Origin of the sequence: Cupriavidus sp. CuC1 (assembly GCF_044627735.1) — a bacterium.
GTDB classification, from domain to species: Bacteria; Pseudomonadota; Gammaproteobacteria; order Burkholderiales; family Burkholderiaceae; genus Cupriavidus; species Cupriavidus ulmosensis.
The window spans coordinates 44111-57073 of the sequence record NZ_JBIUHC010000066.1 but is presented as its reverse complement, the minus strand read 5'-3'; the positions used below and the strand labels follow the sequence as shown (position 1 = coordinate 57073).

Below are 12963 nucleotides of genomic sequence, written 5' to 3'. Positions count from 1 at the left end.
GGCGGCAAGCATGTCCATGTCGATCGGGTCGAATGGATCGTCCTCAAGGACGCCCAGACGCAGGCCAATGCGATTGCGAATGGCGAAGTGGACATGCTTGTACGGATGCCTGCTGAGCAGTACGCCGCGTTCAAGAGCAATCCAAGTCTGGAACTGGTGAAGCCGACGCCCGCCGGACTCGTGGGTCTGCATCTCAACCATTGGGTGCCACCGTTCAACAATCCGAAGATTGCCCAGGCGGCCATCATGGCGATCAACCAGGAGGCGTTGATGCGCGCGCAACTGGTGAACAAGGACCTGTACCGAACATGTACCTCGATTTACCCTTGCGATTCGCCATTGGCTTCGACTGAGACCGCCTACTTCACCGGCAAGCCGCAGTTTGCCGCGGCGCGCAATCTACTCAAGGAAGCGGGCTACGATGGCAAGCCGGTAGTTTTGATGTATCCGGCCGATTATGCGATGCTCAACAAGTATCCGCCGGTCATGGCGCAACTGCTGAAGCAGGCCGGATTCAATGTCGACATGCAGACAATGGACTGGTCGACGCTGTTGACGCGCCGCACCAGCAAGGCGCCAGCCGACAAGGGTGGCTGGAACCTGTTCATTACCGGCTGGGCGCCTGGCGACACGATGACTCCATTGTTCTTCTCGCCGCTGACGGGCAATGGCGAAAAAGGCTGGTTTGGCTGGCCGACAGACAACAAGTTGGAACAACTCAAGAGCGATTACCTGGTGAGTACCGATCCGGTGCAGCGCAAGAAGATCGCCGCGGCGATCCAAATGGCAACGTACCAGAGCGGGATTCTGGCGCCACTGGGCAACAGCGAATTCTATTCTGTGATCCGCAAGGGTGTGGTCAGCGGCATTGTACCGGCTACCGTCAACGTGCTCTGGAACATCCGCAAAAATAGCTAACCACGGTGCTGGCGACGATGCGCTCGCCATCGACCTCTCGTGCGAGCAGGTGCAAACGACGCCCACGGGTCCATCTTCGTTGTTTCTCTATATTTGTAGCAAAAGGAGTTAAGTACCCATGGATAATGACCTCATCGACCTGATGACCCAGTGGCGCCACGCGTTGCATACCCACCCGGAAACGGCGTTCGAGGAGATTGCAACTGCAAAACTCGTTGCCGGCGTACTGCGACGTCACGGCTTCGAAGTACATGAGGGTATCGGGCAGACCGGCGTTGTGGGCACCTTGTCCCGGTCTGCGGGCCCTGCCATCGGCTTGCGCGCCGATATGGACGCTCTGCCGATCACTGAAGCCAATGGCTTCGCGCATCGGTCGCAGAACGAAGGCAAGATGCACGCATGTGGCCATGACGGCCATACCGCGATGCTGCTCGGCGCCGCTGTCGCGTTGAGCCGCGATCCTGCTTGGGCCGGCACGGTGCATGTGATCTTCCAGCCGGCAGAAGAGGGGCCTGCGGCCGGGGCCAGATCGATGGTCGAAGACGGGCTATTCGAACGCTTCGCATGCGATGCGGTCTTCGGTATGCACAACTGGCCAGGCCTCCCCCGCGGGCATTTTGCGATCAACGACGGCCCGATGATGTCGTCTTTAGATACATTCGAGATCGTTGTCGACGGCAAGGGGTCCCATGCGGCGATGCCCGAGGAGGGGAGCGACGTGCTGGTGTGTGCGGGTCAGATCGTGATCGCGCTGCAGACGATCGTAAGCCGCCGGATTTCACCGGGCGAATCCGGCGTCGTCAGCGTCACGCAAATTCACGGTGGCGAAGCGTGGAATGTGCTCCCGGACCGTGCGGTAATTCGAGGGACGGTGCGCTGCTTTTCAAGCGCCGTGCAGGAGAGAGTCCGCACCTCCATTGGCGAGATTTCCACGGGTATCGCGCAGGCTTTAGGCGTGAACGCGACGCTCGACTATCGGTTCGGATATCCGGCCACCATCAACAGTCCAGCTCAGGCGGACCTCGCAGCTTCTGCGGCCGAAGCGACAGTCGGCTCTTCCAATGTGCGACGGGGCTGTAGGCCTTCAATGGCCTCCGAGGATTTTGCGTTTATGCTGCACGAGAAGCCGGGCGCGTACATTTGGATCGGAGTTGATGAGGGCGCGACGGCCGCTCCGCTCCACAATCCGCGTTATGATTTTAACGATGCCGCACTTGCGATCGGTGCCAATTACTGGGTGAACCTCGTAAAGTTGTTTGGCGCCCGATAGGCAAGCACCTCAGGACCATGACTTAGCAGGCTAAGCTCTATGAGGCGCGGCCCTACTTGTAAGTGAACTCAATTCGTTAAACGCATCAACTTGGATTTATATGCAACCCGCAGATCTTCAGCGCGCTGTGCAATTCTCGATCGATCATGAGACGTCATGGGACCGCGAGGTAGACGGCGTGTGGGGCGTGCATCAGAACGACCCGCCCCCTTGGAACCGTCTGCTGGGTCCCGTGCACGGGCGTGGCCCTGTATCCGGCGTTATCACACGGGACGGCAAGCAACTCACGTCTTGGGGCGAACCCGATCGAGCGGACCTGACCTTCAGCGTCGCGAAGACTTATCTAGCGTTGCTTGCTGGTGTGGCGCACGATCGCGGCCTGCTGCCCGACGTCGATGAACCGGTGCACGTGCGCGTGCCCGGTATCGGCTTCGATGACGAACACAACGCGCGGGTGACCTGGTCGCATCTGTTGCAGCAGACGAGCGAATGGCAAGGTGTATGTTTCGGGCTGCCGGACCAAGCAGACCACTATCGACATGTGACGTTCGGCATAGTGCCCAAGGGCAAGAAAGGGGATCTGCGACCGTTGCGGGTGCCGGGCACCTATTGGGAATACAACGACGTGCGCATTAACCAGTTTTCGCTGGCGCTGCTGCACCTGTTCGGGCGCCCGTTGCCGGAGGTGTTTCGCGAGACGATCATGCGGCCCCTTGGCGCGAGCGAGAACTGGCAGTGGGTCGGCTACGACAACGCCTGGGTTGAAGTGGGCGGGCGCCACGTTCATTCGGTTCCAGGCGGCACACATTGGGGCGGCGGCTTATCGATCAGTGCCAATGACCAGATCAAGGTAGCCCAACTGTTCCTGGATCGGGGCAAGGTCAACGGCCGCCAGGTACTCTCCACCGAGTGGCTGCAGCGCATGCGAACACCGTGCGCGATCGCGCCGTTCTACGGTTATCTGGTCTGGCTCAATCAAGATCGCCGCATCTTTCCAAGCGCACCCGCTTCGAGCTACTTCGCAATCGGCGCGGGTGGTTCGTTCACCTGGATCGAACCGGAGCGCCGCCTGGCGGTGGTGGTCCGCTGGCTTAACCCGGCGTATGCGGACAGATTCTTTGGTCTGGTGCTCAAGGCGAGTGACGAGGAGTCGAGGAGCTGATCCGCGATGCGGTCATGCATAGGGTGCTGATGAAGCGCGTCGAACCCAAGAGCGCCGCGATCTCGATGCCGTTTTGAAGACAGCAATCTCGGCCGCACTGGCCCTACCGTATCACGTCTGTGCCTCGGCACCATGACCTTCGGCTTACAGACAGAAGAGTACGTTTCGCGAAGCATCCTCGACGGCAAGCATCGCCACGATGCACCGCCCGTCGAAGGGCGCTTTACCACTGCAGTCGGCAAGGCTGGCGCGATGTATCTGGAGCGCTACTGGCATCAGCGCGAATTCGAAACGATCGAGAAGCTGCGCGGGATCGCCGAGCAAGCCGGTGAGTCGCTAGCGAAGACTTCTGGCGAATCCGCTCATTACCTCGGCGATCATCGGCGCGAGTCACGCCGATCAATTGACCGAGTCGCTAGCCGCGGCGGATCTTGCGCTCGATCCCGAACTGAAGGCACAACTCGACGATACGACCACCGAGTATCGGTGGGGCGAGGCGGCGCGTTGAGGATGGCCCAGTGATGTGGGGGAACGGTCGTCGCTAGCTTCTCATTCGGTTCAGACCTTGCCAAGCGGGGCCCGCTGCCACTTATCCGATGGCAGCGGGCCCCAAGGAGCTCCGGGTCAGACCGCTACTGTGATAGAACGCTATTGAAGGCCCCACGCGGTGGGCTCTGGGGTCCGATGCTCTGCGCGAAGCGTTTGCGCAACCTCATGCGCGGCGTCTAGCAGTGTCTTGTCACCCAATGCAGGGGCCAGCATCTGCACGCCTATCGGCATGCCTGCATGGTCAAATCCTGAGGGCAGTGCGATGGCGGGCGAACCGAGGAAGTTAGCCGGCCGCAAGAGTTTTCCAAGACCCGAGTGGACGACGTCCGCGGCGTCCAGGACCTGAGCACCTTGGTCACGAGCAGGCATCATCAAGAGGGCGGGAAAATCTCCCAGGGAGTGCGCGAAGAGTTTGGCGGCCTGGCGCCTACGTTCAAGCGCGGCGCGATACGCCTCCTCCTTGATTGCTCCCCCGGCCAGAATCCGGCTTCGCCCAACCTCCCAAAGAGGTTGGGCATTGTCCAGCGCCAGTGGGCCATAGTGTCTGAAGCTCCCATAGCCGAGAATTAAGGAGTTGTCGTCAGCTAACTGATTCATATCCAGGAGACGTGGCGGGATCCAGTTGCGGATGTTATAACCTGCTCGGTTGAGCTGGTAGATCGCGTCATCCCATACGAGCTGCGCATCCTTTGCCAGGGACGTAGGCCAGGCCGACTCGTCTAGTACCCGAAGCTCCTTGGAGGGCGCATCGGCCCGTAGTTTCAGATTTTGGTAGACCTCCACTGGCGTGGCCAAGGTGATGGGATCGGCCGAATCGGGTCGGGCGAGAATAGCTGTGAGGGCGCGCACGTCTTCCACCGTGCGGGCGATCGGGCCCAGCACGTCAAGTGTTCCGGATAGCGGAAGGCAGCCGGCTCGGCTGATTAGGCCAGAGGACGGCTTGAATCCCACCAGGTGGTTTAACGTCGCCGGCGCGCGCACTGAGCCGCCGGTGTCCCCGCCCAAGGCAATCGGCGCCAGACCGGCGGCCACGGCGACGCCAGCGCCGGTAGAAGACCCGCCTGGTGCTCGGTGTCCCACTGGGTCCCAGGGGTTGCGTGCTGTGCCGAGGGTCGGGTTCTGACCGGAAAGCCCGAATGCATACTCGGTCATGTTGGTCTTGCCGAGAATGATTAGCCCGCTCCCGATCAACAGTTTGGCGGCGGCGCTAGTTTCGGCGCTGATCCTGTTAGCGCGGGTTAAGGACCCGGCTTCGGCAGGCGTTTGCGCCCACTGGATACTGTCCTTGAGCGCTATCGGCACTCCGTGGAGGGGACTCAGCCATATGCCTGCAAGAAGCAGTTGATCGGAGAGTTCCGCCTGGGCCATCGCTCGCTCTTCGAACACGGCGCTGAAGGCATGAAGCTTGTCGGCGCGTGTGATCCGGTCAAGAAAGTGGCGCGTAACCTCTCGCTAGGTCAGCCGTCCGTCGTGTATGTCGTGGGCTAGTTGTAGGGCACCGCGAAAGTGGAGGGGGAGATTGGTTTGCGACATGATCGTCAGGGAATGATGGAGCCTCATTTGGTGAGGCCAAGGGGCCAACGAGGGTGGATATAGACGAGCCTTGCGAATCAACATTCCTGTGCAGTCAGACCAAACTCGAAAGACAACGGACGCTGAATGTCTTCGGAGCCGGTGAATTGTTGCTCGGTCTGTCCATTCGTAACGATCTTCAGCGTATTGCCGAACAGCAGCTTGCGACCAACCTGATAGTGTTGGATCACCAGCAACTTTTGTACAAAGATTGCGTTCGGTGAGTGGAATTCAGATAATTAGTGGGTGCAAAATCGATCCACTCCTGCGCAGACAGGTCGAACGCATATTGATTTTCTCATTTCCCGTCAACCAGCGCCTTCAGTAGATACTCTCGATCATTTGACCTGGTCAGCATAAAGGCGTCGAGATCCTGTTTGATTTCAGTGTCGAGTACATCCAGTCGTATCGGAGCCCTGATCCGGCAACTACCGACACCCAGATCACAGAGCCGCTGCCCGTCGTTCATTGTAAGAACAAGTGCCATGTGGGTTCTGGGCCTAAGTATGCCCAGAAAAATGGGACGATCACGGTTGAGGCGGCGCGCCGCCCGGACGGGGCGGTGGCGATCGCCGTGTCGGACGACGGACCCGGCATCCCCGACAAAGAGAAGCCCAAAGTTCTTGAGCGCTTCTACCGCGGCGACGCAAGTCGGAGTACACCGGGTGTGGGCTTGGGGCTCAGTCTCGTGGCCGCCGTCGCCAAGCAGCACGGTGACGTGCTCGAATTGACCGACAATCATCCTGGATTGGGGGCGACGCTAATCCTGTTTTCGTAGGGGCAGCCAGCCGACCGCCCACGTTGGTGAACTGGTTTCGACCGGACGGATGCCATACCTTCCTCGAACTCCCGCACTGCCCGCGCGCGCCGTACCGGAGAAATGTCGCACGGCGCCGCCCTCGACGCGGAAGCGAACGCCGCAGGCTATGCCGATTGGCACGATCTGCAGCGTCCGTGCAGCTTAAGGGCAGCGCCGTAACAGACGCAATTGGCCGATGGGGGAGTGGAAACGTGCACGGTGCGATAGCGCCATGCCCGTGACCGATGCCTGCGCTAGGCAGCAGACGTATCGTTCCGGCGGATCACCGCGCCGGCCCGGGCGCCCGTGCTCTCGCCGCCGCTCCACGCAATGGTGCCGTTGACGATCACGGTCTCGATGCCTTTGGCGCGCGCAACTGGCTGCGCGAAGGTCGCCATGTCGGCCACCCCGGCGGCATCGAAGATGGTGATGTCCGCGAAGTTGCCGTGCGACAGGATACCCCGCCCCGGCAGCCTGAAGTGGCGGGCCGTCAGGCCAGTCATCTTGTGCACGGCCTGCTCGAGCGAGAATAGCCCAAGGTCCCTGCAGTAATGCCCCAGCACGCGCGGGAATGTACCCCACAGACGCGGATGTGGCGCGCAATCGTGCGGCAGTCCATCGGAGCCGATCATGGTTTCGGGAAAGGCGAGGATGCGCTGCACATCCTGCTCGTCCATCAGGAAGTAGATCGCGCCTGCCGGTTGCAACGCATCGACGGCGTCTTCGGGCGAGAGACCCATTGCCGCCGCAATGTCATCCAGGTCCTGTCCGGCGAACTCGGGGTGTGGCACCGAACGCGTCACGATGACGCGGCTCGACATGGCGAGCCGATCCTTTCGCAAGATGGTGGACCCTGCGGTGTACGGATAGCAGTCGAGTCCGATCGGCTGACGCTGCATTGCTTGCGCGATATGTCCCAGGGTCTCCACCGAGCGGCCATGATTCTTCGGACCAATCAGCTTGTGATGGGAGATCACGACTGGCGCGTCGCCCGCGGCGCCGACCTCGAACGCTTCGTCCAGCGCCTCGCGGATCCGATCGCCTTCATCGCGGATGTGGCTGGCGTAGACGCCGCCGTAGCCGCGCATGACCTCCGCCACGGCGGCCATTTCGCCGGTCGTGGCCGGCATTGCGGTGGGATAGGCAGCCCCTGTCGAAAGTCCGATGACCCCGCTCTCCATGGCGTCGCGCAGCAATGCTTGCATCGCCGCGATTTCGCTGTCGGTCGCCGCCCTGTCGAGCCGTTCCATCGTGGCGATCCGCAGCGTCGTATGGCCGACCAGGCAGGCTGCATTGACTGCAGCGGGCGCTCGCCCCAACTCGGCTAGATAGTCGCAGAACGCCGCGAAACGAAACACGGCGGGGTCGTCCCCCAGCAAATCAAGTGGCGGCGGAACGGACTGTCCCGCGGGCGCGCGCCAGGGCGCCAGGCTGACTCCGCAATTGCCTGTCACGACCGTGGTAACGCCCTGGCTGAGCTTGGCCGGCATCAGCGGATCGAGCATCAGATAGCGGTCATCGTGCGTATGCGAGTCGATGAAGCCGGGAGCGACGATGCGTTCCCGTGCATCGATCACCACCGCAGCGGTGTCGGATGACAGCGCGCCCAGCGCCGTTATACGCGATCCCTCGATCCCGACGTCGGCGAGCCTGCGCGGTGCGCCGGTGCCGTCGATTACGGTGCCACCACGAATCAGTATGTCGAATTGCGCCATGTCTCTCTCTCTCCTCAGTCGACGGCCGCACCGGAACTCTTGATCACTGCGGCCCATACCGGCCGCTCCTTGTGGGCGAGGTCGAAGAGCGCTGCGCGCGTCCCCGTAGAGACCTCGTATGCCATGTCGGCCAGCCGCGCCTTCATGGCGTCCGAGTTGACCGCCTTGTTGAAGGCCTTGTTGAGCAAGTCGAGTATCTGCGGATCGGTCGCGGCAGGCGCGACATAGCCGGTCCATGCCACCGCCTGGTAATCCTTCAGTCCCGTCTCCGCCATGGTCGGCAGCTTCGGCAGGCGGCTGTCGCGGCGTGCACCGGTGACGGCGAGCGGCACGACGCTGCCGCTCTTCAGATACGGCGCGATCGACGTGATGTTCTCGAAGACCAGATCCACTTCGCCTCGCATCAGTGCCAGGTCCGCTTCGGGTCCGCCCTTGTAGGGAACATGTGTGATGGAGACACCTGCCATCGCCTTGAACATCTCGGCGCCCAGATGGCCCGTGGTGCCGTTCCCGGCAGAGCCGACGGAGAGCTTGCCCGGCGCGCTCCTGGCCAGCGAGATCAGTTCGGAGACCGACTTCACGCCGAGGTCCTTGCGCACCGCCAGCACGTTCTGCACGTAGCCGGTCAGCGCCACGGGCGCCAGCTGCTTGTCGGCGTCGTAGGGCAGCTTCTTGTAAAGGGACTGGTTGATGGCAAGTGTGGCCACGTTCGCGAAGCCGATAGTGTAGCCGTCGGCCGGCGCGTTGATCACGGCCTGCGTGCCGATGATGCCGGACGCGCCCACGCGGTTGATGACCACAATCTGCTGCCCGATGTCAGTGCTGACGACATTGGCAAGCAAGCGCGAGACGATGTCGGGCGTCGTGCCCGCATTGAACGGGACGATCAGCGTGATGGGACGCTCGGGATAGGATGCGAAGGCGTTGGCCGTGAGCAGCATGGAGACGGCTGTCAGTGAAGCCCGTCTTAGTATCCGGGCACAGTTTCGGAAGCGAGACATGGTTGTGTTCCTTTCGTGGTAGGTAAGTTGGCGCCCGGGCCCGGCGTGGATATGCGCAGCCGGTGACGCGGTTGTCTCAAGTGCCGCGCGCGGCGGCTGCAGTGGGCTGCAGAATCGTTTGAAGCAAGGGAAGATCGACGTTGCCGCCAGACAGCACGATGACACCGTCGCGGCCTTCGAGATCGATCATGCCGGCGAGCAACGCTGCCAGCGCGACGGCCCCCCCCGGCTCGACCAGCAGGCGGAGCTCCTCCAGCGCGAAGCGAATGGCGGCGCTGACCTGCGCATCGTTGACTGCCACAGCGCCGGCGAGAAAGCACTTGTTGATTGCGTAGGGTAGTTCGGCCGGCGTGCTAGCCTGCAACGCGTCGCATAGCGTCCTCGCGCCTATGGCATTGCTTTCTCTGCGGCCGCTGCTCAACGAGCGCATCGTGTCGTCGAAACCTGCCGGCTCGGCCGCGATCAGGCGCGCGCCGGGATTCAGCGTATCGACGACCAGGCCGCAGCCGGCCAGCAAGCCACCGCCGCCGCAGGGCGCCGCGAACAGGCCGAGATTGTCGAGCGCGGCCTCGGGCAGATCCTGCAACGCCTCGAGCGCCACGGTGCCCTGGGCAGCAAGAACCGCGGGATGATCGCCCGGCGGAATCAGCGTGCCGCCGGTTTCCTCCAACAGCCGCATTCCGATCGCCTCGCGGCTTTCATGACGGCGGTTGTAGTGAACGACGCGTGCGCCTTGGGCAAGCGCGCGCGAGACCTTGTTGCGCGGCGCGTCGACCGGCATCACGATAGTCGCAGCCACGCCGAGCTGGCGCGCGGCCCACGCGACCGCCTGCCCGTGATTGCCAGTGGAATAGGCGACCACGCCCTTCGCGCGCTGTTCGCTGCGCAGCGACAGCAGCGCATTGAATGCGCCGCGGGCTTTGAACGAACCCGTGACCTGCAGATTTTCCGCCTTTAGCCAGACCGAAGCGCCGGCAATGGCGTCGAGCTTCGACGAACGCAGCAACGGCGTGCGCACGACATAGGGAGCGATGTCCTCGGCCGCCTGCTCGACATCAGCGAAATCGGGGACGCGCATGTGACCCAGCATCTCGTGCCGGATCGCGTGCGCGGGTCGTGGTCGTGCTGGATGGATATCCAGCGATTCGATTGGCTGCATGGCGAGGCCCCTTGGTAATCGAGGAAGAAAGGAAGGCGGGATCAGCGCGCCGGCCAGGCCGGCGGGGCCTCGCTGCCGACCTGATCGGTGATCCGTGCATACGCCTCGACCCGTCGGTGCAAGGCAAAGTTAAAGATGGTGGACCGGCCCAGTTTGCACATGTCCAGGTTGCAGTCGGCCACAATGAGTTCATCGTCCCAGCTGGTGGCCTGCGCCATGATTTCGCCCTGGGGATTGACGATGATGGAGTGGCCGAACATTTCGTGGCCGTCCTCGGTGCCAGCCTTCGCGACCGCAACGGCGAAGCACGCGTTCTGATAGCAGCCCGCCTGTATGGACAGCTGCGAGTGGAACACGCGCAGGTGATGGGCCTCGAAGCCGCGGTTTTCCATGTTCAAGCTTGGAGTGTTGTAGCCCAGCATGACGAGTTCGACCTGCTGCAGGCCCAGCACGCGCCAGGCCTCGGGCCAGCGGCGGTCGTTGCAGATCATCATGCCCATGTTCACACAGACGTCCTTGCCGACCGGCGCCCGGACCACCGGGAAGCCCAGGTTGCCGACTTCGAAATAGCGCTTTTCCAGGTGCTGCACCTTCCGCGCCGGCGCGTACTCTGCGTGGCCGGGCAGATGGACCTTCCGGTATTTGAGGATCATCTCGCCCGACGGTGCGATGATCGCCGAGGTGTTGAACCGGCGCTTGCGCGTGACACCGGCATCATCGGGCTCATAAGCGATCTCGGCGTACCCCAGGTACACCGTCAGGCCAAAGCGGCGGATCGCCTCGAACAGCGGTGCGGTCGCTGGCGAGGGCAACGCCGTTTCAAACCAGCCGTCCGTCTCGTCGAGGTCCTCGTGGTACCAGCGCGGAAAGAACGTGGTCAGCGCAAGTTCGGGAAACACGACGACGTGAGCGCCACGGCGATAGGCGCGTTCTAGCAGCTGGATCATCCTTCCGACCGCGATCTCGCGCCCTTCGGACTTCTGGATGGGACCGAGTTGAGCGGCGGCGACGGTGATGCTATTGGGCATGTCTTGGGGTGCCTTCTCGATGAGCTCAGGCCGCAGGCTCAATTATCAGAGTAGACTCTGGTCATGAATCCCCGCGGCCATTACGGAGGAATAGTTCAGCGAAGCCCTGTCATGCAGGAACTGCAGCCAGGCTTCCGACTAACGTTGCGCGCCGAGTTGATCGCGGAACTCCCAGCTTCCGTCAACGCACTGTACAAGCGCGCGGTTGTAGAGGTAGGCTGCGGTGCAGGTATGCCGGGGTACGAGAGCCGCTTGCTGGCCGATGTCTAGTTCGTCGGTCTCGATAACGACGTGCTCTTCTTTCATCATTCTGATCGAGCCCGGGCCCTGAAACCGTTCCTTCAGCGGTATGTCCGGCGAAATGGCTTTTGTTCCCGCGTCCAACGTGGCGGTGCCCTGGCGTGTGGACAGTACGGTAGCCAGCACGTATGCGCCGACTCTCCAACCGAAATCCGGCAGGTCTGCCTGATGCTGCGCACTCGAGTACGTCCAGCTTCCCGGCGCAACCCACTGTGCGAGATCAGCGGGCCAGACATCAAAGGAATAGCTGCCTCCCGCTATCAGGTCTACTGGCAGGCCTTCCCGCCGTGCTTGCGATAACAGGCACCTAACCTCTTCAATCAGGTTCTTGATTTCCTTTACACGCTCCGATCTATTGGCTCCCTTGATGTGGCCGTCGTAGCAGTGCCAGCCACTGAAGAGGCCCACTACCATCATGGCGCGAGCCAATTTCAGTGCTTCATGGTTGAGCGGAACGCCGGTACGTCCCAGACCAGGATCCAGATCGAGCCGCAGCGTGATGTTGGATGCTGGCCGCCGGCCCAGCTCATCGCGCCAGGCGGCAAATCCGCGTTGGGAATCGACTAACGCTTCGAATTGCACGTTGGGGTGCCTTCGCGCGATGTCGGCAACGCGAGAGATTGCCGCGGTGTTCACTGTCGGATACGCCCACACAAGATGTTGAGCGCCCCCGGCGGCGGCCATCTGCATTTCGGCGGGGGTCGCTGCCTTAAACGCCGTCACCCCCTTTCGAACCAGCAGCTCGACCAGCCATTGCGCTCGGTGCGTCTTGATATGCGGCATGAGCCGCCGGATTCCCCCCGCTGCCTCTGCCGTCTTTTCCAGATTATGGAGTACAGCCGCTTCGAGGATGACGAAACATGGCGTTTCGATGGGAAAGAAGGGGAGGGCTAAATCATCACTGTCTTGCGCGCTGGCGCAGGACGGGGCGGTTCGTAGTGGATCGTTGACTTCCATAATTCTTCTCCAGATCGATGGCGCGCAAGAGCGGGAGTTCATACACCGGTTGTTTCATCCCAATATGGGGAGGCGCAGCGGACTACGCGATCATGTGTGGCATGACGTCCGTCGGCCTCTTGCTCGCCGCTGCGTTGCCGTGGAGACGCCGGAGTGGGCCTGCGTACAACCTGCTCATCAAGAGGCTTGGATTCAACTGTCATCTTCTCTTCCCTCGTTAGACGCTTGCTATCAGGCAGCCACAAATGCGAATGGTCGAACCAGTGATAGGGCTGCCGAGTGAGCTGGCAGGAGAAGTCACCACATCCGCATGCTCCTTTGGCTTGCCGTACCGGCCGCCCAGCGCGATAGCCTCGGTGTCGTCCACGGCAACAGAATCAACGGAGTGTCCTTCTCGCTTCGCTTTTGCTTCATCTAAAAATCGAATGCGCTGGGTGGCGATACGTCCGGGAAGAACGATATTGCAGGTGATACCGTCGCGGCCGACCTCACGCGCCAGCGTTCTGGACCAACCGACCAACGCCATGCGCAGG

12 protein-coding genes and 2 pseudogenes are annotated in these 12963 nt (G+C 61.9%); 5 read left to right on the top strand and 9 right to left on the bottom strand.

Annotated features, from left to right (window positions below; translation table 11 throughout):
- From ACGLHR_RS26275 to ACGLHR_RS26260, 4 genes and pseudogenes are all read left to right on the top strand, one after another.
- The coding region (locus tag ACGLHR_RS26275) for an ABC transporter substrate-binding protein (RefSeq protein WP_400097003.1) at positions 1-918 on the top strand (918 nt) is incomplete at its 5' end.
- 118 nt (positions 919-1036) lie between these two features.
- Entirely contained in the window at positions 1037-2188 is a 1152-nt protein-coding gene (locus ACGLHR_RS26270; RefSeq protein ID WP_400097001.1) for a M20 aminoacylase family protein, read from the top strand.
- A 100-nt stretch (positions 2189-2288) separates the two neighbouring features.
- Entirely contained in the window at positions 2289-3350 is a 1062-nt protein-coding gene (locus ACGLHR_RS26265; protein WP_400096999.1) for a serine hydrolase domain-containing protein, read from the top strand.
- Positions 3351-3524: 174 nt separating this feature from the next.
- Positions 3525-3858: pseudogene (locus tag ACGLHR_RS26260) on the top strand (aldo/keto reductase); the annotation flags it as partial.
- A gap of 140 nt (positions 3859-3998) precedes the next feature.
- Here the strand turns inward: ACGLHR_RS26260 and ACGLHR_RS26255 are convergent.
- From ACGLHR_RS26255 to ACGLHR_RS26245, 3 genes and pseudogenes are all read right to left on the bottom strand, one after another.
- Positions 3999-5336 (bottom strand): annotated as a pseudogene (locus ACGLHR_RS26255) (amidase); the annotation flags it as partial.
- Between the two features lie 173 nt (positions 5337-5509).
- Positions 5510-5662: a hypothetical protein gene (locus tag ACGLHR_RS26250; protein ID WP_400096997.1), complete on the bottom strand. Its 153-nt coding sequence runs from the start codon at positions 5660-5662 to the stop codon at positions 5510-5512.
- Positions 5663-5769: 107 nt separating this feature from the next.
- Positions 5770-5940: a hypothetical protein gene (locus ACGLHR_RS26245; RefSeq protein ID WP_400097008.1), complete on the bottom strand. Its 171-nt coding sequence runs from the start codon at positions 5938-5940 to the stop codon at positions 5770-5772.
- A gap of 18 nt (positions 5941-5958) precedes the next feature.
- On the opposite strand from ACGLHR_RS26245, the gene ACGLHR_RS26240 reads away from it, so the two are divergent.
- Entirely contained in the window at positions 5959-6249 is a 291-nt protein-coding gene (locus ACGLHR_RS26240; protein ID WP_400096995.1) for a sensor histidine kinase, read from the top strand.
- A gap of 275 nt (positions 6250-6524) precedes the next feature.
- Here ACGLHR_RS26240 and ACGLHR_RS26235 read toward each other — a convergent pair whose 3' ends face one another.
- The 6 genes from ACGLHR_RS26235 to ACGLHR_RS26210 all read right to left on the bottom strand — a co-directional run bounded on the left by ACGLHR_RS26235 (position 6525) and on the right by ACGLHR_RS26210 (position 12956).
- Positions 6525-7985, bottom strand: coding sequence for an amidohydrolase family protein (locus ACGLHR_RS26235; protein ID WP_400096993.1), 1461 nt, complete (start codon positions 7983-7985; stop codon positions 6525-6527).
- Positions 7986-7999: 14 nt separating this feature from the next.
- Positions 8000-8926 carry a Bug family tripartite tricarboxylate transporter substrate binding protein gene (locus tag ACGLHR_RS26230; RefSeq protein ID WP_400096991.1) on the bottom strand — a complete coding sequence of 309 codons (927 nt, stop codon included), beginning with the start codon at positions 8924-8926 and terminating at the stop codon, positions 8000-8002.
- A 136-nt stretch (positions 8927-9062) separates the two neighbouring features.
- Entirely contained in the window at positions 9063-10145 is a 1083-nt protein-coding gene (locus ACGLHR_RS26225; protein WP_400096990.1) for a threonine/serine dehydratase, read from the bottom strand.
- A gap of 41 nt (positions 10146-10186) precedes the next feature.
- A complete protein-coding gene (locus tag ACGLHR_RS26220; protein WP_400096989.1) occupies positions 10187-11173 on the bottom strand; it encodes an N-carbamoyl-D-amino-acid hydrolase in 987 nt (328 codons plus the stop codon).
- Between the two features lie 138 nt (positions 11174-11311).
- Positions 11312-12430: an alanine racemase gene (locus ACGLHR_RS26215; protein ID WP_400096987.1), complete on the bottom strand. Its 1119-nt coding sequence runs from the start codon at positions 12428-12430 to the stop codon at positions 11312-11314.
- 217 nt (positions 12431-12647) lie between these two features.
- Positions 12648-12956, bottom strand: coding sequence for an SDR family oxidoreductase (locus tag ACGLHR_RS26210; RefSeq protein WP_400096985.1), 309 nt, complete (start codon positions 12954-12956; stop codon positions 12648-12650).
- Positions 12957-12963 lie beyond the last annotated feature (7 nt).